Here is a 23,929-nt window from a genome sequence, read left to right as displayed (position 1 = left end):
CCGCCACCGCAAGGAGCCATCGATGACCACCAGCCTGCCCGCCGTCCACGAGCCGCTGCCGCTGGACGAGGTGAACCTCGCCGACCTCGACAACTTCACCGACGGCGTCACCCCGTGGCGGATGTTCCACACCCTGCGCCACGAGGACCCGGTCCACTGGCAGCCGGAGGAGGCGCCCAACGCCGGCTTCTGGTCGGTCACCCGGCACGAGGACATCGCCCGCGTCGACCGCGACGCGGAGACCTTCACCTCCACCAAATTCGTCAACCTCGAAGAGGTCGACGAGGACCAGATCAAGAAACGCGCCTCCATCCTGGAGCTGGACGGCGTGCGCCACCGCGCCATGCGCAGGCTCCTCCAGCGCCAGTTCGGCGCCGGTGTCATCAACCAGTACGCGGACTTCCTGCGCGGCCTGACCGCCAGGACGCTGGACGCCGCGCTCGCCAAGGGCAGCTTCGACTTCGTGCGGGAGGTCTCCGCCGACTTCCCCATCAACGTCCTCGCCCGGCTGCTGGACGTGCCGCCGGAGGACAACCAGCAGCTCATCGACTGGGGCAACCGGATCATCGGCAACACCGACCCCGACTACGCCGACGTACTGCTGGAGAGCGAGGAGAGCGAGCAGTACCGCGATCTGCCGTTCCGCTCCCCGGCCTCGCTGGAGGTCTTCGCGTACGGCCGCGAGCTGGCCCGGCAGCGGCGCGGCGGCGACGGCACCGACCTGGTCTCCCGGCTGGTCAACCAGACCCCGCGGGACGGCGTCCCGCTCTCCGCGCAGGACTTCGACAACTACTTCCTGCTGCTGGTCGTGGCCGGCAACGAGACCACCCGGCACTCCATCACGCACGCCATGCTCGCGCTGATCAACAACCCCGACCAGCTCGACCGGCTGCGGCAGGACCCCTCCCTCATCCCCACCGCGGTCGAGGAGTTCCTGCGGTGGGCCTCCCCCGTCTACCACTTCCGCCGCACGGCCACCCGCGACGTCGAGCTCGGCGGCAAGCACATCAAGGAAGGCGACAAGGTCGTCATGTGGTACGCCTCCGGCAACCGTGACGAGAAGGTCTTCGGCAACCCCTACGACTTCGACGTGACCCGGCAGCACAACGACCACGTCACCTTCGGCAAGGGCAGCCCGCACCTGTGCCTGGGCAACCTGCTGGCCCGCACCGAGATGCGCATCATGTTCGAGGAGCTGATCCCGCGCCTCGCCGACATCCGTGTCACGGGCGAAATCCCCCGCGTCCGCTCCAACTTCGTCAACGGCATCAAGAAGCTGCCGGTCGAGGTCACGCTCGCCTGAGCCGCGCACGGCCCCGGCGGCCCAACGGCCCGGCCCGCGTCCGTACACCGTCGGACGCGGGCCGGGCGTACGGCTAGTGCGCGGCCACGGGCGGCCAGGTGGGGCGGGCCTCCTCGGGGAGGGCGGCGAGGGCCTTGCTGACCGTGGGGTGCTGCGGGAACAGCTTGTCGCTGCCCGTGTGGGTGAGAAGGTCGGACAGGCGGCGGCCGGCGCACGCGAGCAGCAGGGTGCCCTCCCGCCGGCGCAGGATCCAGTGCAGTGCGAGCAGGCAGTTCAGCCCGCGGGAGTCACAGAACGTGAGCGCGGCCACGTCCAGCACCAGGTAGCGGTAGCCGTCTGCCAGTACCACGCCGGTCGAGGAGAGGAACGACGCTTCGGAGGCATGGTCGAGCTCGCCGCTGACGCGCAGCACGGCGCAGTCGGCGGACTGGGTGAGAACAGTGACGGCCAGCCGTCCTGAACCCGTGGACATCGCACCTCCGGTCACCTGTCGCACGGACTTGCCATGGCTTACCAAGCGGCAGCCGCCTCTCGGCTCCGGACCGTGAACTACAGGCAGTGAACTACGGGCATGTGATACAAGCCGAGTGTCCCACACGGAGAGACACATGTCGGAAATGTCCCTATTGCCGGTACTGTCAGCGGCGATCCGCCCGGCACCCGTCCGGGTGATCCTCCGGCGCCGTCGCGGACGGCGGTCACCCGCGCGGCCCTGAGCGCACAACGGGCGGAGCCCCGGGGCAACGCTGACCCGGGGCTCCGCTGTTGCCCGCACCGCGCGGGTGCAGGCGATTGTGGCCTCGTCCTCGGACGGGCAGGAAGGCGTCAGACAGGCAGGAAGGCGTCGGCCTCCGGGTCGTGCGCCGTCACCAGGCCGGTGTGCACCTCGTAGAACCAGCCGTGCAGCGACACCTCACCGGCGTCCAGGCGCTCCTGGACACAGGGGTAGGCGCGCAGCCGCTCGACCTGCTGGCACACGTGGCGCTGGACGGCACCGGCGACCGTGGGGGTGTCGTCCCGGGGCAGCTCGGCGGAGAACTCCCGGGCGAGCCAGTCACGCACCGCGGGCGCGTCGTTCAGGTCCTCGGCGCGGGCCCGCGCACCCACCGCGCCGCAGTGGGAGTGGCCGCACACCACGATGTCGGACACCTTCAGCACCCGCATCGCGTACTCGATGGTCGCGGCCTCCGAGCAGGCCATCCCCTCGTGGTAGGCAGGGACGGCGTTGCCGGCGGTCCGCAGCTCGAACAGCTCGCCGGGGCGCGCGCCGGTGATCAGGGAGGGGATGACCCTGGAGTCGGAGCAGGTGATGAACAGGGCCTGCGGCGACTGGCCCTCCGCGAGGCGACCGAAGACCTCCCGCTCCTCGGGGCGCTCGGCGATGCGGGCGTTCAGGTTCCGGGCGTGCTGGATGAAGGATTCCACGGGAGGTGTCTCCTGTTGGTGAGGGTGCCACGGAGAGGCGTGGCAGGTGCGGTTTACACAGCGGAACAATGATCGTCGGTGCGACGTCCGCGCAGATGGGCGGGGTGCACACGGCCGGCGCCGCGCGGGCGGCGGGCGTGGGCCCCGGATGGCCGGACCGGCAGCGGTACGGAGCATGGTCATGCCGCGGGCTCCCCCTGTGGGCGCCGGGACGCGACCGCGGCGCCGGAGCGGCGCCCTGCGGTCAGCGCCAGGACGGGGAGGATCGCCAGCGCGAGCACACCGCCCGCGAGGGCCAGTACCGGGAAGCCGCCCGCCACCACGACCAGCCCGGAGGACATGCCGCCGGTGGCCCCGGCCACGGCGATGCCCACGTCCAGCACCCCCTGTGTGCGGGCCCGGGTGGCCGCCGGGAGCGCGTCCGTGACCAGGGCGGTGCCGCTGATCAGCCCGAAGTTCCAGCCGATGCCGAGCAGGACGAGGGCGGTGGCGAGCGCGGGCACGGAGTGGGCCGGGGCCAGCGCGGCGACCGCGCCGGCGACGCACAGCGTCGCCCCTGACGCGGCCGCGACCGGCAGCCGGCCGATCCGGTCGACGAGCAGCCCGGTCAGCGGCGACGGCAGGAACATCGCCCCGACGTGGAGGGCGATGACCAGTCCGGCGTCGCCCGTGCCGTGGCCGTGCGCCCGCATGTGGACCGGTGTCATCGTCATGATCGCGATCATGGCGAGCTGGCCGAGCACCATGACGGCCGTACCGCCGAGCAGGCCCCGCCGGTCGGGACGGCCGTCGCCCGCCGCGTGACGGGGCTCTTCGGCGCGCGCGTCGGCCCCTTCCGCGGTTCCGGCCTGCGCCTGGCCCGGGCCCGCGGCTGCGGCTCGGGCTGCGGCCTTCGCTTCTGCCTCTGCCGCTGCCTCCGCCTCCGCCTCCGCCTCCGCCAGCGTGCGGGACAGCCGGAGCGGGTCGGGGCGCAGCAGGGCGGCCAGGAGGAGCGCGGCCGCCGTGAAGGCGACGGTGGCCAGCGCGAACGGGCCCGCGAGGCGGGGGATGCCCCAGGCGTGCGCCACCTCGCCCGTCGCGCTCACCAGCAGCGGGCCGGCCACCGCACCGAGCGTGGTGGCCAGCAGTACCGTGCTGACCGCGCGGCCGCGCCGCTCGGGCGCCGCCAGGTCGGCGCCCGCGTACCGCGCCATCAGGTTGGTCGCCGTACCCGCGCCGTAGACCGTGAGCGCGACGAAGAGCAGCGGTGCGTTGCCGGTCGCGGCGGCCACGACGACGCCGAGACTGCCGACGGCGCCACCGGCGTACCCCAGCGCGAGGCCGGGGCGCCGGCCCCAGCGCTGCGAGAGCCGCCCGATGCCGACCGCGCCCAGCGCCGCACCGGCGGTGAACAGGGCGCTCGGAAGTCCGGCGAGGCCCGTGGAGCCGAGCATCTCCTCGGCGAGCAGCGCGCCGACGGTGATGCCGGCGGCCAGGCCCGCACCGCTGAGGACCTGCGAGACCACCAGGACGGTCAGGACGCGCCGCTGAGCGGCGGCGACGGACACGGCCGGGGCGGTCGGCACCGCATGAGACGGTGGGCCGTGGGCGGCGGGCACCGCACCGGTCCCTTCGGTCACGTGGCCGTCCCCGCCATCGGCTCCAGCGCGGAGATCTCCGACAGCGGCATCTCCAGCTGCTCGTGCAGGAACCGGACGACCGTCCAGTGCGGCAGCGCGCCCTCGTCGAAGGGGCCGAACTCCCGGCAGTACAGCGGTATCCAGCGCAGCGCCTCTTCGGCGGCCTGCTCACGGCCGGGCTCCCGCTGGTACTCCTCGTACGGAATGCTGCGGTGCTCGATGAAGAACTTCCCCGGCAGCCGCTCCTCGCAGAGGTAGCGGTACTCGCGCGTCTGCAGGATGAGGTAGTGCCAGAACTCGTCGATCTCCTGCTCCACGGGGAGGAACAGGCCGCTCAGCTCCTCGGGGTACTTGGAGATCAGGTAGAGGTAGCGCAGGCACTCCAGGGCCTGCCGCTCGGTGTACTCCCGCGGCGCTTCGCCGCCGACGGCGAAGTGGTCGACCAGCTCCGTGTACAGGGCAGGGCCGAGCAGCGCCGTGAGGTCGTCCGCGGTCACCGGCGTCTTCGTGGTCATGGTCCCTCTCACTTTCCGTCCCTGGCGAGCCAGGCGTACTTCCCCGACTTTCCGATGGCGATGTGGTCGCGGTGGTCGAGCACGCACCGGCGGCCGGTCAGTTCGCGGACGCCGTGGCCCAGCGCGGCCACCTGCTGCGGGGCGAGCGGCCGGCCGTCGAACGTGGTGTACGCGAGCACGGCCTCGGCGGGGCTGAGGACCCGCAGCTGGTGCACGAAGACCTGGGGCGAGACGGAGCCGACGAGGGCGTCCAGGTCGCCTTGCGCCACCGGGCCCGAGGGGGACTCCAGCAGCTCCTTCTCCCGGCCGCAGAATTGCGTGATCTTCGCCGGGTCGGGGGTGCCGTCCAGGGTGCGGGCGCAGTCGCCGGAGCGGTAGCGCACCAGGGGCATGTGCGGGTTGCGCACGCTGGTGACGATGAGGTGGAAGAGCCCGCTGCCCTCGGTGACCGGCGCCAGCTCGACGCCCATGTCGTCGAGGTAGGGGTGGTAGCGGCCGCGGCGGTCACTGTAGAAGAGGTAGCCCAGCTCCGTACTGCCGAAGAGGTCGATGATCGGGCACGCGAAGTGCTGCTGGAGATACCGCCGTACGTTGACCGGCGTGAATTCGTAGGCGTGGACGATGCTCGCCGGGGGCGAGAAGGCGTCCCACAGCCCCCACCTGCTGATCTTCTGCAGCAGGTGCGCCAGGTGGTAGCCGGAGCAGTCCAGGTGGTACCAGCCGCGCGGATGCGCCTGCCGGGCCTCCTCCATCTCGGCGAGCATCCGCTCGACGTCGGCGCGCTCCCAGAGCGCGGGGTCGAGGCGGGTGTTGAGGTAGAAGGTGCGGGCGTCCAGGCGGCGGTCCTCCGGGCGCGGGTCGGGCCGCGGTTCCTCACCGCGTTTCTTCGCGTTCACGCGGGCCACGTGCTCCGTGGCGAGCACCGTCGTCAGCGAGACACGGCGGCAGCCCGCTTCCCAGGTCTCCTTGATGTCCGGGTGTGCGCTCCACAGCCGGTAGTAGGACTTCAGGAGGAAGTACGGGGGCCGGATGATCTGCATGCGGGCGTGGTTGGTGCCCGTGGAGAGCACGAACTCCGCCTCGCCGGCGTCGAGGGCGGCCGCGAGCGCCGGTGTCATCCAGTTGTCCGGGAAGCCGCGCGCGATCTCGGCCTTGTCCAGTACGGGGAAATGACCGCGCGCGAGGGCGTCGCGGTAGATCGGGATGTCCTTGACGCGCGCGATGACGTCGGCCGTCGGCTGACCGTCCGGGGAAACCTTCAAGGGAAACCTCAACAGTGCTCATGGACCGGTGCCGGGGCCGGCCGGCGACGCGGATGCGCCACCGGCCGGCCCCGGAACGCCGGGCGGCGACGGGTCAGGAGATACAGCCGGTCTTCGTCGCGCTGATGCAGCCGCTCTTCGGGGACGCGCTGATGCAGCCGTCCTTGTCCGCCTTCTGCGCCGAGTTGGCGGCGACCCAGCCCTGCCAGACGTCGTCCTGGGCCATCTTCTTGATGAGCTGTTCCATGCGAACCTCCGTGAGGTGGAGCGTGAGCTGGACATGCGGCGCTGACGTGCGCTTTTGCCGCACCGGTCGAAGGTAAAAGATTTGCCAAGCAAGTGTCAATGAATGGCAATCCCTGTGGCTGGTGAAGCGGGCGGGGCGCGCCAACTTTTGGCGGGATCGCGTCGTGCCGGCCGCCGCGCGGGCCCGGCACGCCAGGCGTTCCCGCCCGGAGGCGTGGCCCGGCCGTGCGAGGCAGGATGGCCGTATGCTGCTGGCCCACCTTGCCCGCGTGTCCCGGGAAGTCGCCTCGACCTCCGCGCGTTCCAAGAAGGTCGCGCTGCTGGCCGAGCTGTTCCGGGAGGCCGCGCCCGAGGACGTACCGGTCGTCATCCCGTACCTCGCCGGGCGGCTGCCCCAGGGACGGATCGGCATCGGCTGGAACGCGCTGCGCGACCCGGCTCCCCCGGCGGCCGACGCCACGCTCACCGTACGCGGCGTCGACTCGGCGCTGACCGAGCTGTCCGGGGTCGCCGGGGCCGGTTCGCAGGGCGAACGCCGACGGCTGGTGCAGGAACTGCTCGCCGCCGCCACCGAGCCGGAGCAGCACCTCCTGACCGGCCTGCTGACCGGCGAGGTGCGCCAGGGCGCACTGGACGCGCTCGCCGTCGAGGCGCTCGCGGCGGCCACGGACGCGCCGGCGGCCGACGTCCGGCGGGCCGTGATGCTGGGCGGCCTCCAGGAAGTGGCCCGGACCCTGCTGGCCGACGGGCCGCCCGCGCTGGCCGGGTTCCGGCTCACCGTCGGGCGGCCGGTCGGCCCGATGCTCGCGCAGAGCGCGAAGTCACCGGCCGAGGCGGTCGCCAGGCTGGGCCCCTGCGCCGTGGAGGAGAAGCTCGACGGCATCCGCGTACAGGTGCACCGCGACGGCGACGACGTACGTGTCCACACCCGCACCCTGGACGACGTCACCGACCGGCTCCCCGAGATCGTCGAGGCCGCGCTGGCCCTCCCGGCCACCCGCTTCGTGCTCGACGGCGAGGTCATCGCGCTGGACGCGGACGGCCGGCCGCTGCCCTTCCAGCGCACCGCCGGGCGCTTCGGCTCCCGGGTGGACGTGGCCGCCGCGCAGGCCGCGCTGCCACTGTCACCGGTCTTCTTCGACGTCCTGTACGCCGGCGGCCGCGACCTGATGGATCTGCCCTTCGAGGAGCGCCACGCGGAGCTGGCCCGGTTCGTACCCGAGCCGATGCGGGTCCGCCGGGTCGTGGTCCGAGAACCCGGCGACGCGGCAGCCCTGGAGGCGGTGGAGGACTTCTGGGCGGCGACCCTGCGCCGCGGCCACGAAGGCGTCGTCGTGAAGGGGCTCGCCGCGCCCTACAGTGCGGGGCGGCGCGGCGCCTCGTGGCTCAAGGTGAAGCCGGTGCACACCCTGGACCTCGTCGTCCTGGCCGCCGAGTGGGGGCACGGCCGCCGCGCCGGGAAGCTGTCCAACCTCCACCTCGGGGCCCGCGCGGAGGACGGCTCCTTCGTCATGCTCGGCAAGACCTTCAAGGGCCTCACGGACGCGGTACTGGCCTGGCAGACCGAGCGGCTGCGGGAGCTGGCCGTGGACGAGAGCGGGTACGTGGTGACCGTACGCCCGGAACTGGTCGTGGAGATCGCCTACGACGGCCTCCAGACCTCCTCCCGCTACCCGGCCGGGGTGACCCTGCGGTTCGCCCGGGTCGTGCGGTACCGGGAGGACAAGAGACCCGAGGAGGCCGACACGGTGAAGAGCATCCTCGCGGCCCACGGTGCGCCGCCGTCATGACCGGGAAGCGGAGCGCCGGACTGCTGCTGTACCGCCGCGCGGGCACCGGGACGGAGGTGCTGCTGGCCCACATGGGCGGGCCGCTGTGGGCCCGCCGTACGGCCGGCGGGTGGACGGTGCCCAAGGGCGAGTACGTGCCGCCGGAGGAGCCGCTGGCGGCCGCCCGGCGGGAGTTCGAGGAGGAGCTGGGCCTGCCGCCGCCGGACGGCCCGTACGTCCCCCTGGGCGAGGTACGCCAGTCGGGCGGCAAGACGGTCACCGTCTGGGCCGCGGAAGCGGACCTCGACCCCGAAGCGGTCGTTCCGGGCACCTTCGAGACGGAGTGGCCCAGGGGCTCCGGCGTCATCCGCTCCTTCCCCGAGATCGACCGCGTCGCCTGGTACGGCCCGGAGGACGCCGAGGAAGTGCTCATCACCGCCCAACGCGCCTTCGTGGACCGCCTCCTGGCGCACTTGAAGGACGGCCCGTCCGCCTGAAGGACGGCCCTCCGGCTGACACCCTTCAGGCCGCGGCGTCGAACAGTGCCTCCGCCTCGGTGAGTGCGTCCATGAGGTGCTGCGGGTCCGGGCGCAGGCCGGCGACGAGCGTGTCGAGGCCGCGCAGTCCCGCCTGTTCCAGGAGCCGCTTCTCGTTGGTGGTCCACTCGCCGCGTGCCGCGAGGACCGCGTGCGCGGTCTGCATACCGGCCGTGGCGAGGGCGCCGGCCACCTCGGTGGCCCGGCCGCGCGCGGCGTACGCGCCCCTGGCGTACCGGAGCGTGAGCTCCGCCCGGCCGCGCCACACCGAGGGTGCCGTGGCGCGCAGCGCTTCGGGGTAGGCGGGGCGGGGCAGTTCGCCGCGCAGCACCTCATTGACGGCCAGCTCGGCGACCACGAGGTAGCTGGGGATGCCCGCGAGGTGGAACATCAGCGGCTCCCAGTGGAAGCGGCCCTGCCGCGCCTCGGCGAGTTCGTGCTCGACGACGTCGAGGTCCCGGTAGTGGACGTCGGCGGACCGGCCGTCGATGGTCAGCCAGGCCCCGCCGTTGAACACGCCGCCGCCCCAGTCGCCGACCTCGGAGACCTCGCCCTCCCAGCCGACGGCACGCAGGTCGGCTGGGTCGAAGGCACCGCGGTAGTACAGCGCGAAGTCCCAGTCGCTGTCCGGGGTGTGGGTGCCCTGGGCACGCGAGCCGCCGAGGGTGACGGCCTGCACGGTGGGCAGGGCGGCGAGCCGGTCGGCGACATGACCGGGGAACGCCTGATCGGTGAGAGCAGCCATGGAAGTTGCCGTTTCGTTCGCGGTGTCGGAGGCGGGTGACGACGGATGCCGGGGCGTTCGGGTGACGGCGGCCCTCGAAAGGGCCTCCGGCGCCGGGATCGAGGATATGCGCGGTGCCGGCGGGTACCCGTGGCCGCATGAGGAAGCGCACCGTGCCCCCTTCCGTGCCGCGCGGCCCGCGAGACGACCGGCTCGCGCTGCTCGGCGTGTACCTCAACGACCATCTGGCCGGGGCGACGTTCGGTACGGAGCTGGCGCGCCGGCTGGCCAGGAGTTCCGTGGCCGCCGCGCCCGACGAGACCCTCAAGGCGCTGGCCACCGAGATCACCGCGGACCGGGCGGCCCTGCTGCGCATCATGAAGGACCTCGGCATCCGCGCCCGGGGCTACAAGGCCGGTGCGGGCTGGGCCGCCGAGAAGGCCGGCCGGCTGAAGAGCAACCGCCGGCTGCTGTCCCGCTCGCCGCTCAGCCCGCTCCTGGAGCTGGAGGTGCTGCGGCTGGGCGTGGCGGGCAAGGCGGCGGGCTGGCGGACGCTGCGCGAACTGGCGGAGACCGACGCCCGCCTGGACGCCGCCCGGCTCGACGACCTCCTGGAGCGCGCCGACCGCCAGGCCGAGACCTTGGAGCAGCTCCGCGTCCAGCAGGCCGCCACGAGCTTCCGTACGGCCTGACAGCGGCACGCCGGCCCCCTCGGCCCTCAGCAAGCACAGACATGTTGTCGCACCGGGCGACAGGGCTGTGGGCTATGTTGTGGGCATGACTGCCGGGACGGCCTTGCGCCACACACGGATCGGTGACCCGGTGCTCTCCTGAGCGCCGTACGGGCCGGTACGGGCCCGCTGTTCGGGCGAGGAACCGGCGCTGCCGCGCGGGCTCCGCCTCCCGTCGTGTTGATCACAGGTTCGACACATCAACCACGACAGGAGACCTCATGCCCATCAAGACGTTGCGGATTCCCACCGCGGACGGCCGGGCCGACGCATTCGCCGCCTTCCCCGACGGTGGTGAGCGGCACCCGGGGGTGCTGATGTACACGGACGGCTTCGGCATCCGGCCCGTGCTGCGGGAGTTGGCCCGCGAACTGGCCTCGCACGGGTACTACGTACTCGTCCCGAACCCCCTCTACCGGCATGGCCCGGCTCCGGTGATCGAGCTTCCCGAGTACATCGGAGAAGAGGCCCGGCCCGCGGTCTTCGACCGGTTGATGCCCTTGATCGAGGCGCACACCGCCGAACGGGTCCTGCGCGACGCCGACGCCTACCTCGGGTTCCTCACCGCCCGGCCCGAGGTCGGCGCCGGTCCGGTCGCGGTGACCGGCTACTGCATAGGCGGCCTCTGGGCAATGCGCACCGCCGCGGCTCACCCCGGCCAGGTGGCCGCCGTCGCCGCGTTCCACGGCCCCGTGGGCGCCGACGGGCCCGGCCTCTTCGCCAAGCTCACCGCCGAGGTCCATCTCGGCCACGCCGAGGGCGACATGACACCCGAGGCTCTCGGCGAGCTCAACCAGGCCCTGGACGCCGCAGGTGTCAGCTACACCTCCGAGATCTACCCCGGCACCACCCACGGCTTCACCATGTCCGACACCGACGCTTTCAGCGCCTCCGGGCTGCAGCGCCACTGGGACCGCCTGCTCCCGCTCCTGGACCGCACCCTGAGCAGCAGCTGAGGCTCCGGCGCGGAGACCATACCTGCGCTTGCGGACCAGGCCCCGATGGTGCTTCGCGGGCCGCTCGGTCGCCCGGGTCACACCCCGCGTCAAGGTGTCAGTGAGGCCCGGGAGTTGAGTACGGTCACGTCGCTGCCGGTGGCGTGGCGGTAGGTGGCGGTGATGCGGGCCAGCTCCTGCGGGGTCCGGCCGATGGCCCGGTGCATCTCGCGGTTGGCCCGGACGACGGCCGCGGTCGCGTCGCGGCGCGCGGACTCGTAGCGGGCCAGGCCCTCCGGTACGCCGGGGGCACGGGCGAGTTCGTGGGCGAGTACGCGGGCGTCGACGACGGCCTGGGACCCGCCGTTGGCGCCGACGGGGTACATCGGATGCGCGGCGTCGCCGAGCAGGGTGACCCGGCCGCGCCCCCACGCGGGCAGCGGGTCGCGGTCGACCATCGGGTACTGGAGGAGGACGTCGCTGCCCGCCACCAGGCCCGGTACGTCGAGCCAGCCGAGCCGCCAGTCCGCGACGTGGGGCAGGACGTCGGCCGGGCGGCCCGCGCGGTGCCGGCCGGCGTCCTCGGTGAGCGGCTGCGGCCCGGCCACCCGGACGAGGCAGACCCAGTTGATGCGGCCGCGGCCGATCGGGTACGCGACCAGCTGCGCGTCCCCGCCGGTCACGACGGTCATCGAGGAGCCGGTGAGGAACGGTGCTGCCTCGGTCACCCCGCGCCACATCCGGATGCCCGACCACCGCAGCGGGCCGTCCTGCGGGTGCAGCCGGGCCCGGACCACCGAGTGCAGGCCGTCGGCGCCGACCAGCGCGGTGGCCTCGTGCTCCCGCTCCTCCCCCGTCGCCCGGTCGAGGAGCCGGGCCCGCACGCCGTCCGCCCGCTCCTCGAAGTCCACCAGGCGGGTTCCGGTACGGACCGCGTCGGCGCCCAGCCGCTCGCGGACCACGGCGAGGAGCAGCAGTTGCAGCTCGCCGCGGTGGATGGAGTACTGGGGCCAGTGGTAGCCCTGCGCTCTGCCGCACGGGTCGGTGAAGATCCGCCGGCCGGTCCGGTCGCTGTAGACGTTCTCGGCGGTGGCCACGCCGAGCGCCGCGAGGTCGTCGGCGAGGCCCAGTTCGGTGAGTTCGCGTACCGCGTGCGGCAGCAGGTTGATCCCGACGCCGAGCGGCCGGACCTCGCGGGCGCTCTCCACCACGAGCGCGTCGATCCCGGCGGCGTGCAGGCTCAGCGCCGCGGTGAGGCCGCCGATCCCGGCTCCGGCGACGAGGACGGTCATCGTCCGGCCCCGGCCGCGGGGGTCTCCGGACGGTCCATGATGCGCAGCCAGGTGCCGTCCGGCTGCCGGCGCGCGACCTGGACCCGGCCGCCCGTGCCGTCGGCGGGCCGGGTGGAGGTCAGGGCGAGGTCGCCGTACCGGAGCGTGGGCAGCGGCTCCTCGGCCACGAAGGGCAGCTGCGCGTGGGCCACCAGCCGCTCGCACACGGCGCGGATCGCGTCCCGGCCCACGGTGGCGGAGCCCGGCGGGAAGGCGAGGACGGCGTCGGGTGCGTACAGCTCGGCGAGCCCTTCCGCGTCCCGGGCGTTGGCGCGCTCCACGAAGAGCCGGGCCAGGTCCTCCGGGGTGGTGGCACGTGCACGGGTCTCGGTCATGGCGGTTCCCCTCTCGTTTCCGCGGCCGGTGTGGTCCGCGTGTCTTCACTCTCGTCCCGGGGCGATGAGAAGTCCAAGAGATGATGAGTATGCTGGCGAGAAGGAACAGTTATGGAAGGCTGGACTGCCCGTCATGGAGCTTCATCAGTTGCAGTACTTCGTCGCCGTGGCCGAGGAGCGGAACTTCACCCGGGCCGCGGAGAAGCTGCACGTCGCCCAGCCCGGGGTGAGCGCGCAGATCCGGCGGCTGGAGCGGGAGCTGGGCCAGGAGCTGCTGGACCGCTCGGGGCGCGCGGTGCGGCTCACCGAGGTGGGCGCGGCCGTCCTGCCGTACGCGCGGGCGGCGCTCGCCGCGGTGGACGGGGCACGGGCGGCCGTCGACGAGCTGACCGGGCTGCTGCGCGGGCATGTCGCCGTGGGGACCGTGACCTCGCACCACGTCGATCTCCCCGGCCTGCTGGCGGAGTTCCACGAAGCCCACCCCGCGGTCGACATCACGCTGTCCGAGGCCACGTCGGACGCGCTCATGGAGGACCTGCGGACGGGCCGGCTGGACGCGGCGATCGTCAGCGTGGGGAGCGGCACCCCGGACGGACTGGACATCATCGTGGTGGACGACCAGCCGCTCGTCGCTGCGGTCAGCCCCGACCACGAACTGGCCGTGCACTCCGTCGTCTCGCTCGACACCCTGCGCGGCCGCCCGCTGATCAGCCTGCCGCGCGGCACGGGCCTGCGTTCCCGGCTCGACGAGGCCTGTGCGGCGGCGGGTTTCACGCCGGAGATCGCCTTCGAGGCGAGCAAGCCGGAGGTCCTCGCCCAGCTCGCCGCACGCGGGCTGGGGACCGCGATCCTCCCGGGCGTCGCCGCCGAGGCGTCGGCCGACCGGCTGCGGACGGTCAGGATCGATCCGCCCGCGCTGCGCGGACGCCTGGTGTTCGCCTGGCGGGCCGACGGGCCGCGCAGCCCGGCGGCGCGCGCCCTGATCGACCGGGCCCGCGCCATGCTGCACGACGCGCCGTAGCCGACCGCCGGCCGCTCAGCGCTGCCCGCCGGCTCCCGGCCGGCCCTCGGTCGGGAGCGCCAGGTGGAGCCGGTAGCCGCCCTGGTCCGTGGGGCCGGCGGTGACGGTACCGCCGAGGAGTTCGGCCCGCTGGCGCAGGCCGACCAGGCCGTGGGACGAGCTGGGCAGCGGCAGCGCCGGGCGGGTGGGGGCCGTGTTGGTGACGACGGCGTGCAGGGTGCCGCCCTCGGAGTGGATGCGTACCGTCGCGGTGGCGCCCGGGGCGTGCTTGCGCACGTTGGTCAGGGCTTCCTGGACGGTGCGGTAGACGGCCCGCTGGACGGTCGGCGGCAGTCCCTCGGGCAGGTCGGTCTTCAGCTCCGCCTCGATGCCGCTGCAGCTCACCAGGCGCTGGAGGTCGGCGAGGGAGGGCTGCGGGGTCAGTTCCGTCGGCCGGCTCCCCGAGGCACGCAACACGCTGACCATGTGCCGCAGTTCTTCCAGGGTCTGCACGCTGAGCCGCCGGATGGTGGCCGCCGCCTCCTTCACCGCCGGGTCGCGGGTGCCGACCTGGAGCGCCCCGGCCCGTACGGCGATCAGGCTGACCTGGTGGGAGACCACGTCGTGCATCTCCCGCGCGAGCTGGGCGCGTTCCTTGGCAAGGACGGTCTGCGAGAGCAGCAGCCGCTCGTGGTCGCGCGCCTCGGAGATCTCGGCGAGCCGCACCGACAGGTCCCGGCGGGCCTGGACGAGCTGGCCGAGGAAGACGGGCGCCGCCGCCATCGCCAGCTTGTACCCGACGTGGATCAGGGTCGAGGTGTCCTGGTAGTCGTCGTACTCCGGGTACGGCCAGGGCACGACGTGGCCCGCCACGACCGTCAGGGCGCAGATGGCGAGCAGTACGCGGCGGTGGGTCAGCGAGGCGAAGGTGTACAGCGCCGCCAGCGAGGCGTACTTGGCGTCCGCGATGACGAGCGCCGGCAGGGTGAGCAGGAAGGTGGTGAGCGGCAGGCGGCGGCGCAGCGCGAGGGAGAAGGCGGCGAGCAGGGAGAGGGCGGTGCCCCACGGGTCGTCCGGTTCGTAGTGGGCCCAGGCGTCCAGCAGGACGGCGACGATGAGGGCGGTGTCCAGCAGCAGCACCGGCGGCCGGCGGGACTTCAGCAGGCCCAGCGGCCGGCCGGATCTGAGCATCGGCCGTGCTTCCCGGGCCTTCATGTGGCCTCCCCGGCCCGCGGGGTCCTGAGCAGCCCCGCGCGTTCGGCGAGCAGAGCGGCCTGGACCCGGCTGCCCACCTCCAGTTTGGTGAGGATGGTGCTCACGTGGTCCTTGACCGTGCCGGTGCTCAGGTGCATCCGCGTCCCGATGTCGGCGTTGGACAGCCCGTCCGCGACGAGCCGGAGCACGGCGCGTTCGCGGTCGGTCAGCCGGGCCACGCCGCGCACGGCGGGCTCGTCGGGGCCGCTGTCCAGGAAGCCGTTGACGACGGTGCGGGTGACCGTGGCGGACAGGACGACACCGCCGGCCGCCAACGTACGTATCAGGTGCGGCAGTTGTTCGGGGTCGGTGTCCTTGAGGAGGAAGCCGTCGGCGCCGGAGCGCAGCGCGGCCGCCACGTACTCGTCGGTGTCGAAGGTGGTGAGCATCGCGACCACCGGCGGCTGCCGCAGACTGCGGAGGTCGGCCAGGACGGTGAGCCCGTCCACGTCCGGCATCCGGATGTCGAGCAGCACGACGTCCGGCCGCAACTCCCTTACGGACCGGACCGCCTGGCCCCCGGCGACCGCCGCCACGACCTCGATGTCGTCGGCCGCGCCGAGGATGTGCTGGAAGCCCGTACGGATCAGGGCCTCGTCGTCGACCACCAGTACCCGGATCACGCGTGCTCCACTCGCCTCGGGACACCGCCCGATGTGTACCACGTTGAACTGCGGCTTCCGGGTGCCCGCGGCTGGTTCCCGCCATGCGGCGGGGCGGCTCCCGCCGGTCGGCGGGGCCGGCCCGGCCGGTCGGCGGAACGGCTCCGGCCGCCCGGCGGGGCCGCTCCGGAAACTTGGCGGATCGGTTGAATCCCGTTCGTTCCGAAGACTGTGGGCCGTGACGACGCACAGCGCACTGCCGCAGGTGTCACCGGGCCCGTACCCGGCCGGGCGGGTCCCCAGACCCACCGCGTTGCCGGTGGTGTCCCGGTGATTGCCACCGTTCGGGAGCGGCGGTCCTGACGGACGTGTGCCGCCGCCGTCGGCGCACGGCGGCTCCGGTACGCGGCCCTCCCCGCCGCCCCGTCCTTCTCCTCCGGCCCCGGGGGCTTCCCCCACCGCACCCCCGGACCCCGAGGGACCGGCCCCCCGACCCGCGGGCGAGTGGGCGCCTCCACTCCGCCCTCGCCCGCCCGCTCGATCGTTACTCTCAAGGAGTTCATGTGGTGGGAAAGAACGCTCAGGTCACGGCTACCGACCTGGCGGAACCGTCAACCGCCCCACGCGAGCATTCCGTCGCCACGACGGCCGGCACCGAAAGCCTCCTCGCCGACGTACTGGCCGCCGTGGTACACGTCGAGCACGTACCGCTCGACAGCCACTTCTTCGACGACCTCAGCGCCGACTCGCTGCTGATGGCGCAATTCTGCGCCCGGCTCAGGAAGCGCGACGACCTGCCGACGGTGTCCATGAAGGACATCTACCGGTACCCGACGATCCGCAGCCTGGCCGCGGCCTTCGACGCCCCGGTGCCCGCACCCGCCGTTCCGGACGTGATGGTGGCCGACGTGCCGGCCCCGCCGGAGCCGGCCCCGCCGAGCACCGCGCGCTATGTCATGTGCGGCGCCCTGCAGTTGCTGCTGTTCCTGGGCTACGCCTACGTCACCGCCCTCGTCCTCGCCCTCGGCTACGACTGGATCGCGGCCGGCTCGGGGCTGCTCGACGGCTATGTGCGCACGGTCCTGTTCGGCGGGGCGGTCTTCCTCGGCATGTGTGTCCTGCCGATCCTGGCCAAGTGGCTGCTCATCGGCCGGTGGAAGCCACAGCGGATCCGCATCTGGAGCCTGGCGTACGTCCGGTTCTGGCTGGTCAGGACGTTGATTCAGCTCAACCCACTGGTGCTGTTCGCCGGTTCGCCGCTGTACGTGCTCTACCTCAAGGCACTGGGCGCGCATATCGGCAGCCGGGTCGCGATCCTCTCCAAGCACGTGCCCGTCTGCACCGACCTGCTGACCGTCGGCGACCACACGGTCATCCGCAAGGAAGCGTTTCTCACGTGCTACCGGGCCGAATCGGGCTGGATCCACACCGGTCCCGTGACCCTCGGCAAGGACGTGTACCTCAGCGAGGGCACGGTGCTGGACATCGACGTCTCGATGGGCGACGGGGCGCAGCTCGGCCATGCCTCGTCGCTGCACGCCGGGCAGGCCGTACCCGCGGGGGAACGCCGGCACGGCACTCCCGGGCAGCCGACGGACACGGACTACCGGCGGACCGGTCCCGCCCGGTGCACCACGGCGAGCCGGGTCTCCTACAGCCTCGCCCAGCTGCTGACCGCGCTGCTCCTGTACGTGCCGCTGGTGATGGGCGGCGCCGACCTGCTGGTCTCGCAGGTGCCGCAGCTGAACTCGCTGCTGACCGCTGAGCCGCTGACCTTCACGAGCTGGGTGTTCTATCGTGACGCGCTGGCCGCGTCCTTCGTGCTCTTCTTCGGTTCGCTGCTCTTCGGGCTGCTCTTCGTGACCACCGTTCCCCGGCTGCTGCACCTCTTCCTGAAGCCGGACAAGGTCTATCCGCTGTACGGCTTCCACTACTCGGTGCACCGGGCGATCGCGCGCGTGACCAACAACAAGTTCTTCATGCGGCTCGCGGGCGACAGTTCCCTCGTCGTCCACTACTTGCGCGGCATCGGGTACGACCTGTCGCGGGTGGAGCAGACCGGGTCGAACTTCGGCACCGACGTCAAGCACGAGAACCCGTACCTGAGCACCATCGGCACCGGGACGATGGTCGCCGACGGCCTGTCGGTCATCAACGCGGACTACTCCAGTACGTCCTTCCGCGTCACGCGTGTGGCGATCGGCCCGCACAACTTCCTCGGGAACCAGGTGGCCTACCCCGCCGGGGGCCGGACGGGCGACAACTGCCTGCTCGCGACCAAGGTCATGGTTCCGATCGACGGGGAGGTGCGGGAGGGTGTGGGGCTCCTGGGGTCCCCCAGCTTCGAGATCCCGCGGTCCGTCGAGCGCGACGCGACCTTCGACCACCTGCGGAGCGGTGCGGAGCTGCGCCAGCAGCTCGCCCGCAAGAACCGGCACAACGCCGTCACGCTGGCCTCGTTCCTGTTCGCCCGGTGGATCCACCTCTTCGGCGTCCTGCTGCTGGCGGGTGCGGCCGCCGGTCTCTACGCGTCCGTGGGCGCGCTGGCGTTCGCCGCGGCCACCGTCCTCACCCTGGCGTTCACGCTCGGGTTCACCGCGCTCGCCGAGCGGGCCTCGACCAGGTTCCGGCCGCAGAGCCCGCGCTTCTGCTCCATCTACCACCCGCACTTCTGGCAGCACGAACGGTTCTGGAAGCACCAGGCGATGGAGCTGCGGCTGCTGAACGGCACGCCGTTCAAGGGTCTGTTCTGGCGGCTGCTGGGGGTCCGGCTCGGCCGGCGGCTCTTCGACGACGGCGCCAGGATGCCGGAGCGGACGCTCGTCACCATCGGCGACGACTGCACGCTCAACATCAGCACCGTCATCCAGTGCCACTCCCAGGAGGACGGCACGTTCAAGTCCGACCGCTCCACGCTCGGGAACGGCTGCACCCTGGGGACCGGCACCCTCGTTCACTACGGTGTGACCGTGGGCGACGGCGTGGTGCTGGGGCCCGACTCCTTCCTCATGAAGGGCGAGGAGGTGCCGTCGCACGCCCGCTGGGTCGGTAACCCTGCGCGCGAGATGTGACGGACCGCGGGGCGGTGGGCCCGCCCCGGTCAAGACCGGCTGCCGCCCGGCAGCGGTACGCGCCGCACCAGGCGCGTGCCGCCGCCGGGCGGCGCCGTGCGCTACGCCTTCCCGCTCAGCGGCGGGGCCGCGTACACCGCCTCGACGAGCTGGAGGTTGCGGGTGTCGCCACCGGTAGTGCTGCCGCCGAAGCGGTTCATCGTGTACGCGTAGGAGAGCCGGTTCTCCGGGTCGGCGAAGGCCAGCGAGCCGCCCGCGCCACCGTGGCCGAAGGCGTCGCGGTTGGGGCCGAAGTAGCCGTAGGAGTTGAGCATGTACCCGGCCGCCCAGGCGAACGGCAGCCGCTCCGGCGCGGCGGCGCTGAGCACCAGGTCCTCCTCGTCGTCCCGGCTCTGCTGCGCGCGCATGGCCGCCAGGGTGCCGGGGCCGACCAGGTCGCCGGCGGCGAGGGCGCGGTAGACCGTGGCCAGGCCGTGGGCGGTGGCGTTGCCGTTGGCTGCGGGGATCTCGGCGCTGCGGCAGCGGGCGCTGTTCACATCGCCGATCGGCAGATGCCCCATGGCCACGGCCACGCCGGCCAGGGGGTGCGCGTCCAGCGCGGTGAAGGGCCCTTCGGGCATCCCGGGGAACACCTGCCGCAGGCTGCCGCCCGCGCCGGGCGTGATCAGCTCGGCGCAGCGGGCGTGCTCGGATTCGGGCGTGCCGATGTACAGGTCGGCGCCGAGCGGTTCGGTGATCTCGGTACGCAGGAACGTGCCGAGCGAGGCGCCGGTGATCCGGCGGACGACCTCGCCGACCAGGAAGCCGAAGCTGACGGCGTGGTAGCCCTGTGCGGTGCCCGGCTGCCACCACGGTTCGGTGGCGGCCAGCACGGCGCAGGTCTTCTCCCAGTCGTAGATGTCGTCGGGGGCCAGGGGCTCACGCGGGGCGATCAGGCCCGCGCGGTGGGAGAGCAGCCAGCGCACCGGGATCTCGGCCTTGCCCTCCTGCGCGAACTCCGGCCAGTAGCGGGCGACGGGGGCGTCGAGGTCGAGTTCGCCGCGGTCGGCCAGCAGATGCGCGCAGAGCGCGGTCATGCCCTTGCTGGTGGAGTAGACGTTGACCAGGCTGTCACGCTCCCACGGGCGGCTGCGGGCGGCGTCGGCGTACCCGCCCCACAGGTCCACCACGAACTCGCCGTCGCGCGTCACCGCGAGCGAGGCGCCGACCTCGCCGCGCTCGGCGAAGTTGCGCGCGAACTCGGCGCGGACGTTCTCGAACCCGGGGGCGCAGTGGCCCTGCACGACTGCTGTCACGATCCCTCGCTTCACACCGACCAATAGTTGCCTTCGGCAACGTAACCCGGTCAGGAATCCTCCAACAAGTGCATGAACATGCTCTCGTGCAGGGTCTGCACGTGGCGCCGGGCGACCTCCGCCGCGGCGGCCGGATCGGCCCGGCGCACCGCCTCGACCAGGGCCCTGTGCTCCGCGTTGGACTCGCGCAAGTGCGCCAGCGGATAGGGCAGGTAGTAGCGGTACAGCTCCTTCAGCGCGAGCCCGTACGGCTCGGCCACCGAGGGCAGCCCGGTGGCGGCCGCGACGGCGAGGTGGAACCGCTCGTCCCAGCGGTGGAATTCGGCCCAGCTCTCGGCCCGCTCCATCTCCTCCACCAGCCGCTCCAGCTCGCGCCCGGCCGCCTCGTCCGGCCCCCGGGCCGCCGCGAGGTGGGCGATGCCGCATTCGAGGACGAGCCGGTGGTCGATCAGGGCGTGGACGTCGGGCGCGGCGGCCCGGTAGGACTCCACGGCGGCGACCGCGCCGCGGGGCGGGTGCTCGGCCACCAGGGTGCCGCCGGTGCGCCCCCGGCGGCGCTCCAGGATCCCGTCCCGGCACAGTGCCACCAGGGCGCGGCGGACGGTGATCTCGGAGGTGTCCAGCGCCTCGGCGATCCGGTCGGTGGCCGGCAGCCGCTCGCCGGGCTTGAGAAGCCCCAGGTCGACCGCGAGGGCGATGCGGGCGCGTACCGCGTCGAGCGCCGACAGCCGCCGGATGCCGGCCAGCGGTGGCGCGGTCAGGGCGTCGGGCGCCGGAGGTATCGGTGGGCGCGCCGCGGCCGGCGGCGCGTCGGGCATGGAGCGGGACGAGGAGGAGCCGACCATGGAGGCACCGTAACCAAAAAACTGCTCAACTTGAACACTCTTGTTTAAGTGATCAATGTGCTCTATTTTCTCGACGATCAGAAGAACGCATTCCGCTTCTCCGAAACAGGTGACCGTCATGTCCCGTCCGCTGCCCGTCGCACTCGCCCAGGCCCCGCCCCGCCCCGCCGAAGCACCCCTGTCCGGTTTCGCCGAGGATGTCCAGGCGCTGCTGGCGAAGTTCCCGCAGACGCGGCTCGTGGCCCACCCCGAGCTGCACCTCTGCGGAGTGGCGGGCTCCGGCGAGGAGAGCGAGGCGCGGCTGCAGGACGCCGCGGAGCCGCTGGACGGCCCGCGGACCAAGGCCCTCGCCGAGCTGGCCGGCGACCTCGGTGTCTGGCTGCTGCCCGGCACGGTGTGCGAACGGGGGCCCGGCGGCGAACTGTTCAACACCGCGCTGGCCTTCTCGCCCGAAGGCCGGCTGGCCGCCTCGTACCGCAAAGTCTTCCCCTGGCGCCCGTACGAGCCGTACGCGTCCGGGGACCGCTTCGTCGTCGCGGACCTGGGCGAGGCGGGCCGCATCGGGTTCGCGATCTGTTATGACGCCTGGTTCCCCGAAGTGGCGCGGCAGCTGGCGTGGATGGGCGCCGAGGCCATCGTGAACCCCGTCATGACGACCACCGCCGACCGGGCACAGGAGCTGGTGCTCGCGCGCGCCAACGCCATCGTGAACCAGGTGTACGTGCTCAGCGTGAACACGGCGGGCCCGGAGGGCACCGGCCGCAGCCTGATCGTCGACCCGGAGGGCCGGGTCCGCACCGAAGCGGCGGACTCCGCGTCCACCGTCCTCACCGACGTGCTCGACCTCGACGACGTCGAGCGGGTCCGCACCTACGGGACGGCGGGCCTCAGCCGCATGTGGGAGCAGTTCGGTGAGCGGGACGCCGCCGTCGAACTGCCGCTGTACGACGGCCGGATCGACCCCCGCACCTGGCGGCCGGGGCCGCACCGCGCCCGTCCCTGACCCGGGTCCCGCCCGCCTCCGCACCCTCGTCACCACCACTCTGGAGCACCACCGTGACCGAGCAAGCCCCCGCGCTCCGCCGGACCCTGTCCCTCAAGGGCGTCGTCGCCTTCGGCCTCGCCTACATGGCCCCGCTGATCGTGCTCGGCACGTTCGGTGTCGTCGCCGGTGAGACCGACGGCGCCGTACCCACCGCGTATCTGCTCGCGATGTTCGCGATGATCTTCACGGCGCACAGCTACGGCAAGATGGCCGCGCGCCACCCCGTCGCCGGCTCCGCCTACACCTACGTACGGCGTGCCATCGACTCAAGGGCCGGCTTCCTCGTCGGCTGGGCGACCCTGCTGGACTACTTCTTCCTGCCGATGGTCATCTGGCTGATCGGCGCCGCCTACCTCAAGGCCGAGTTCCCCGGCGTCCCCTCCTGGGTGTGGATCCTCGCGTTCATCGTCCTCACCACCACGCTCAACATCTGCGGCATCCGCACCGCCGAGCGCGCCAACGACCTCCTCATGGCCTTCCAGATCCTGGTCATCGGCTTCTTCGCGGTCCTCTCCCTGCTGCACGTCTTCCACCGGGGCGGCACCGGGGCGATCTTCAGCGCGACGCCCTTCGTGAACGACGCGACCACGGTGACCGGCATCTCGGCGGGTGCGGCCGTCGCCGCGTACTCCTTCCTCGGCTTCGACGCGGTCACCACGCTCACCGAGGAGGCGGTCGATCCGAAGCGCACCATCCCGCGTGCCATCCTCCTCACCGCCCTCATCGGCGGCGGCATCTTCGTCGTCCTCGCCTACACCACCCAGCTCGTCCACCCCGGCGCGGCGTTCGACGATCCCGACTCGGCGGCCTTCGAGATCGCGAAGACCATCGCGGGCGACCTCTTCGCCTCCGTCTTCCTCGCCGGCCTCGTCGTCGCCCAGTTCGCCTCCGGCATCGCCGCCCAGGCCAGCGCCTCCCGCCTGCTGTACGCCATGGGGCGCGACGGCGTCCTCCCGCGCCGCCTCTTCGGCTACCTCCACCCCCGGCTCCGCACCCCCGCCCTCAACATCGCCCTCACCGGCCTGATCGGCCTCATCGCCCTCCGGCTGAGCGTCACCACCTCCACCTCGTTCATCAACTTCGGCGCCTTCACCGCCTTCACGCTGGTCAACATCAGCGTCATCGCGACCTGGCTGCGCGAGCGGCACGCCGGTACCCGGCTCAACCCGGTCACCTACCTGGCGTTCCCGGCCATCGGCGCCGCCGTCGACCTCTGGCTGCTCACCCGGCTGGACGGCAAGGCCCTCACCCTCGGCCTGGTCTGGCTCGCCGTCGGCGCCTGCTATCTCGCGTACCTGACCCGGCTGTTCCGCGTCCCGCCGCCCGAAATGCGCTTCACGGAGGAGCCGGCCGAACCCGGTGCCACCGGCTGATCATGGCCGGGCAGAATGCACGGTATGCCGAACACGCGTACCCCTAGGGCCGCGACCGCCGACGACGCACCGTCGATCAGCCGGTCGCTGGCCCGGGCCTTCGACGACGACCCGTTGATGTCCTGGCTGCTCCCCGACGCCACCACCCGCGGCGAACGGCTCGGGCGGTACTTCACCACCCTCTTCCACCGGCAGTACGAGCCGTACGCCCAGTGCGAGTTCACCGAATCGGCGGCTGCGTTCTGGGTCCCGCCGGAGGCCCGCGACAAGGCCGTACCGGATGCCGGCACGGTGCAGGAGCTGGTGGACATCCTCGGCGACCGGGCCCCGCTGCTGCGCGACGTCGTGGAAGAGGTCGCCGCGCACACACCCCCGGAACCGCACTGGTACCTCGCGGTGATCGGCGCCGATCCCCTGGTACGCGGGCAGGGCCACGGCGCCGCCCTGCTCCGCTCGGGCCTGGCCCGCGCCGACGCCGCGGGCCTCCCCGTCCACCTGGAGTCCTCCAAGCCGGACAACATCCCCTTCTACGCACACTTCGGCTTCACCGTCACCGCCGAAATACGCCCCCACCCCGACGGCCCGCTCCTCTGGCCCATGCACCGCCCGGCCCGCGGAGGCACGGACGGGGAGCGGTAGGTCCGGCCCTCCGCGGGGCCGGAACAACGAGGAGGGCGGCATCCCTGTGGATGCCGCCCTCCTTTGATTGCCTC

The 23,929-nt window shown here is 72.6% G+C and carries 23 protein-coding genes; 10 read left to right on the top strand and 13 right to left on the bottom strand.

The features are described from left to right. The first annotated feature begins 22 nt into the window (after window positions 1-22). Window positions 23-1,303: a cytochrome P450 gene (locus ACZ6WH_RS01780; RefSeq protein WP_469725210.1), complete on the top strand. Its 1,281-nt coding sequence runs from the start codon at window positions 23-25 to the stop codon at window positions 1,301-1,303. 73 nt (window positions 1,304-1,376) lie between these two features. On the opposite strand, the gene ACZ6WH_RS01775 is transcribed toward ACZ6WH_RS01780, so the two are convergent. From ACZ6WH_RS01775 to ACZ6WH_RS01750, 6 genes are all read right to left on the bottom strand, one after another. Further along, complete coding sequence (locus ACZ6WH_RS01775; RefSeq protein WP_361552127.1) at window positions 1,377-1,775, bottom strand: STAS domain-containing protein; 399 nt, start codon at window positions 1,773-1,775, stop codon at window positions 1,377-1,379. Window positions 1,776-2,128: 353 nt separating this feature from the next. Beyond that, on the bottom strand, window positions 2,129-2,728 hold the full coding sequence (locus tag ACZ6WH_RS01770; RefSeq protein WP_432850448.1) for a carbonic anhydrase: 600 nt from the start codon (window positions 2,726-2,728) through the stop codon (window positions 2,129-2,131). Window positions 2,729-2,907: 179 nt separating this feature from the next. Then, the gene (locus ACZ6WH_RS01765; protein ID WP_469725208.1) at window positions 2,908-4,293 is read right to left on the bottom strand and encodes an MFS transporter; all 1,386 of its coding nucleotides are present in this window, start codon (window positions 4,291-4,293) and stop codon (window positions 2,908-2,910) included. A gap of 50 nt (window positions 4,294-4,343) precedes the next feature. Then, window positions 4,344-4,862, bottom strand: coding sequence for a glycine-rich domain-containing protein (locus ACZ6WH_RS01760; RefSeq protein WP_469725207.1), 519 nt, complete (start codon window positions 4,860-4,862; stop codon window positions 4,344-4,346). An 8-nt stretch (window positions 4,863-4,870) separates the two neighbouring features. Then, window positions 4,871-6,124 (bottom strand): hypothetical protein, encoded by a 1,254-nt coding sequence (locus ACZ6WH_RS01755; RefSeq protein WP_469725206.1) that lies wholly within the window; start codon window positions 6,122-6,124, stop codon window positions 4,871-4,873. 94 nt (window positions 6,125-6,218) lie between these two features. Beyond that, window positions 6,219-6,371: a hypothetical protein gene (locus ACZ6WH_RS01750; protein ID WP_181138642.1), complete on the bottom strand. Its 153-nt coding sequence runs from the start codon at window positions 6,369-6,371 to the stop codon at window positions 6,219-6,221. A gap of 244 nt (window positions 6,372-6,615) precedes the next feature. Here ACZ6WH_RS01750 and ACZ6WH_RS01745 point away from each other — a divergent pair, with 244 nt between their 5' ends. Both ACZ6WH_RS01745 and ACZ6WH_RS01740 read left to right on the top strand, forming a co-directional pair. After that, window positions 6,616-8,160: an ATP-dependent DNA ligase gene (locus ACZ6WH_RS01745; RefSeq protein ID WP_469725204.1), complete on the top strand. Its 1,545-nt coding sequence runs from the start codon at window positions 6,616-6,618 to the stop codon at window positions 8,158-8,160. Continuing rightward, window positions 8,157-8,636: an NUDIX hydrolase gene (locus ACZ6WH_RS01740; RefSeq protein ID WP_469725202.1), complete on the top strand. Its 480-nt coding sequence runs from the start codon at window positions 8,157-8,159 to the stop codon at window positions 8,634-8,636. Before ACZ6WH_RS01745 ends, ACZ6WH_RS01740 begins: the two co-directional genes overlap by 4 nt. A 25-nt stretch (window positions 8,637-8,661) precedes the next feature. On the opposite strand, the gene ACZ6WH_RS01735 is transcribed toward ACZ6WH_RS01740, so the two are convergent. After that, a complete protein-coding gene (locus tag ACZ6WH_RS01735; protein WP_469725201.1) occupies window positions 8,662-9,420 on the bottom strand; it encodes a nucleotidyltransferase domain-containing protein in 759 nt (252 codons plus the stop codon). Window positions 9,421-9,557: 137 nt separating this feature from the next. On the opposite strand from ACZ6WH_RS01735, the gene ACZ6WH_RS01730 reads away from it, so the two are divergent. Both ACZ6WH_RS01730 and ACZ6WH_RS01725 read left to right on the top strand, forming a co-directional pair. Then, complete coding sequence (locus tag ACZ6WH_RS01730; RefSeq protein WP_469725200.1) at window positions 9,558-10,091, top strand: hypothetical protein; 534 nt, start codon at window positions 9,558-9,560, stop codon at window positions 10,089-10,091. Window positions 10,092-10,351: 260 nt separating this feature from the next. Continuing rightward, window positions 10,352-11,086: a dienelactone hydrolase family protein gene (locus ACZ6WH_RS01725; RefSeq protein WP_469725198.1), complete on the top strand. Its 735-nt coding sequence runs from the start codon at window positions 10,352-10,354 to the stop codon at window positions 11,084-11,086. 89 nt (window positions 11,087-11,175) lie between these two features. On the opposite strand, the gene ACZ6WH_RS01720 is transcribed toward ACZ6WH_RS01725, so the two are convergent. Together ACZ6WH_RS01720 and ACZ6WH_RS01715 are read right to left on the bottom strand one after the other, a co-directional pair. After that, a complete protein-coding gene (locus ACZ6WH_RS01720) occupies window positions 11,176-12,357 on the bottom strand; it encodes a flavin-dependent oxidoreductase (protein ID WP_469725196.1) in 1,182 nt (393 codons plus the stop codon). Continuing rightward, window positions 12,354-12,731: a YybH family protein gene (locus tag ACZ6WH_RS01715; RefSeq protein WP_469725195.1), complete on the bottom strand. Its 378-nt coding sequence runs from the start codon at window positions 12,729-12,731 to the stop codon at window positions 12,354-12,356. The genes ACZ6WH_RS01720 and ACZ6WH_RS01715 overlap by 4 nt, the downstream gene beginning before the upstream one ends. Window positions 12,732-12,864: 133 nt before the next feature. Here ACZ6WH_RS01715 and ACZ6WH_RS01710 point away from each other — a divergent pair, with 133 nt between their 5' ends. Next, window positions 12,865-13,752 (top strand): LysR family transcriptional regulator, encoded by an 888-nt coding sequence (locus tag ACZ6WH_RS01710; RefSeq protein ID WP_469725193.1) that lies wholly within the window; start codon window positions 12,865-12,867, stop codon window positions 13,750-13,752. A gap of 15 nt (window positions 13,753-13,767) precedes the next feature. Here ACZ6WH_RS01710 and ACZ6WH_RS01705 read toward each other — a convergent pair whose 3' ends face one another. Both ACZ6WH_RS01705 and ACZ6WH_RS01700 read right to left on the bottom strand, forming a co-directional pair. After that, a complete protein-coding gene (locus tag ACZ6WH_RS01705; RefSeq protein ID WP_469726217.1) occupies window positions 13,768-14,922 on the bottom strand; it encodes a sensor histidine kinase in 1,155 nt (384 codons plus the stop codon). A 20-nt stretch (window positions 14,923-14,942) separates the two neighbouring features. Further along, window positions 14,943-15,608 carry a response regulator gene (locus ACZ6WH_RS01700; RefSeq protein WP_469725192.1) on the bottom strand — a complete coding sequence of 222 codons (666 nt, stop codon included), beginning with the start codon at window positions 15,606-15,608 and terminating at the stop codon, window positions 14,943-14,945. A gap of 542 nt (window positions 15,609-16,150) precedes the next feature. On the opposite strand from ACZ6WH_RS01700, the gene ACZ6WH_RS01695 reads away from it, so the two are divergent. Further along, window positions 16,151-18,658, top strand: coding sequence for a Pls/PosA family non-ribosomal peptide synthetase (locus tag ACZ6WH_RS01695; RefSeq protein WP_469725191.1), 2,508 nt, complete (start codon window positions 16,151-16,153; stop codon window positions 18,656-18,658). A gap of 101 nt (window positions 18,659-18,759) precedes the next feature. On the opposite strand, the gene ACZ6WH_RS01690 is transcribed toward ACZ6WH_RS01695, so the two are convergent. Together ACZ6WH_RS01690 and ACZ6WH_RS01685 are read right to left on the bottom strand one after the other, a co-directional pair. Continuing rightward, window positions 18,760-19,956, bottom strand: a complete 1,197-nt coding sequence (locus ACZ6WH_RS01690; protein WP_469726215.1) for a serine hydrolase domain-containing protein — start codon at window positions 19,954-19,956, stop codon at window positions 18,760-18,762. A 47-nt stretch (window positions 19,957-20,003) separates the two neighbouring features. Continuing rightward, on the bottom strand, window positions 20,004-20,798 hold the full coding sequence (locus tag ACZ6WH_RS01685; RefSeq protein ID WP_469725189.1) for a FadR/GntR family transcriptional regulator: 795 nt from the start codon (window positions 20,796-20,798) through the stop codon (window positions 20,004-20,006). Between the two features lie 118 nt (window positions 20,799-20,916). On the opposite strand from ACZ6WH_RS01685, the gene ACZ6WH_RS01680 reads away from it, so the two are divergent. The 3 genes from ACZ6WH_RS01680 to ACZ6WH_RS01670 are packed head-to-tail and all read left to right on the top strand — an operon-like array spanning window position 20,917 to window position 23,855. After that, a complete protein-coding gene (locus ACZ6WH_RS01680) occupies window positions 20,917-21,801 on the top strand; it encodes a carbon-nitrogen hydrolase family protein (protein ID WP_469725187.1) in 885 nt (294 codons plus the stop codon). A 53-nt stretch (window positions 21,802-21,854) separates the two neighbouring features. Continuing rightward, window positions 21,855-23,216: an APC family permease gene (locus ACZ6WH_RS01675; RefSeq protein ID WP_469725186.1), complete on the top strand. Its 1,362-nt coding sequence runs from the start codon at window positions 21,855-21,857 to the stop codon at window positions 23,214-23,216. Window positions 23,217-23,231: 15 nt separating this feature from the next. Then, window positions 23,232-23,855 carry a GNAT family N-acetyltransferase gene (locus tag ACZ6WH_RS01670; RefSeq protein WP_469725184.1) on the top strand — a complete coding sequence of 208 codons (624 nt, stop codon included), beginning with the start codon at window positions 23,232-23,234 and terminating at the stop codon, window positions 23,853-23,855. Window positions 23,856-23,929 lie beyond the last annotated feature (74 nt).

This window comes from Streptomyces sp. NPDC050806 (genome assembly GCF_055586425.1).
Note: the sequence above shows the minus strand (reverse complement) of the source record. Positions and strands in the feature narration are given on the sequence as shown.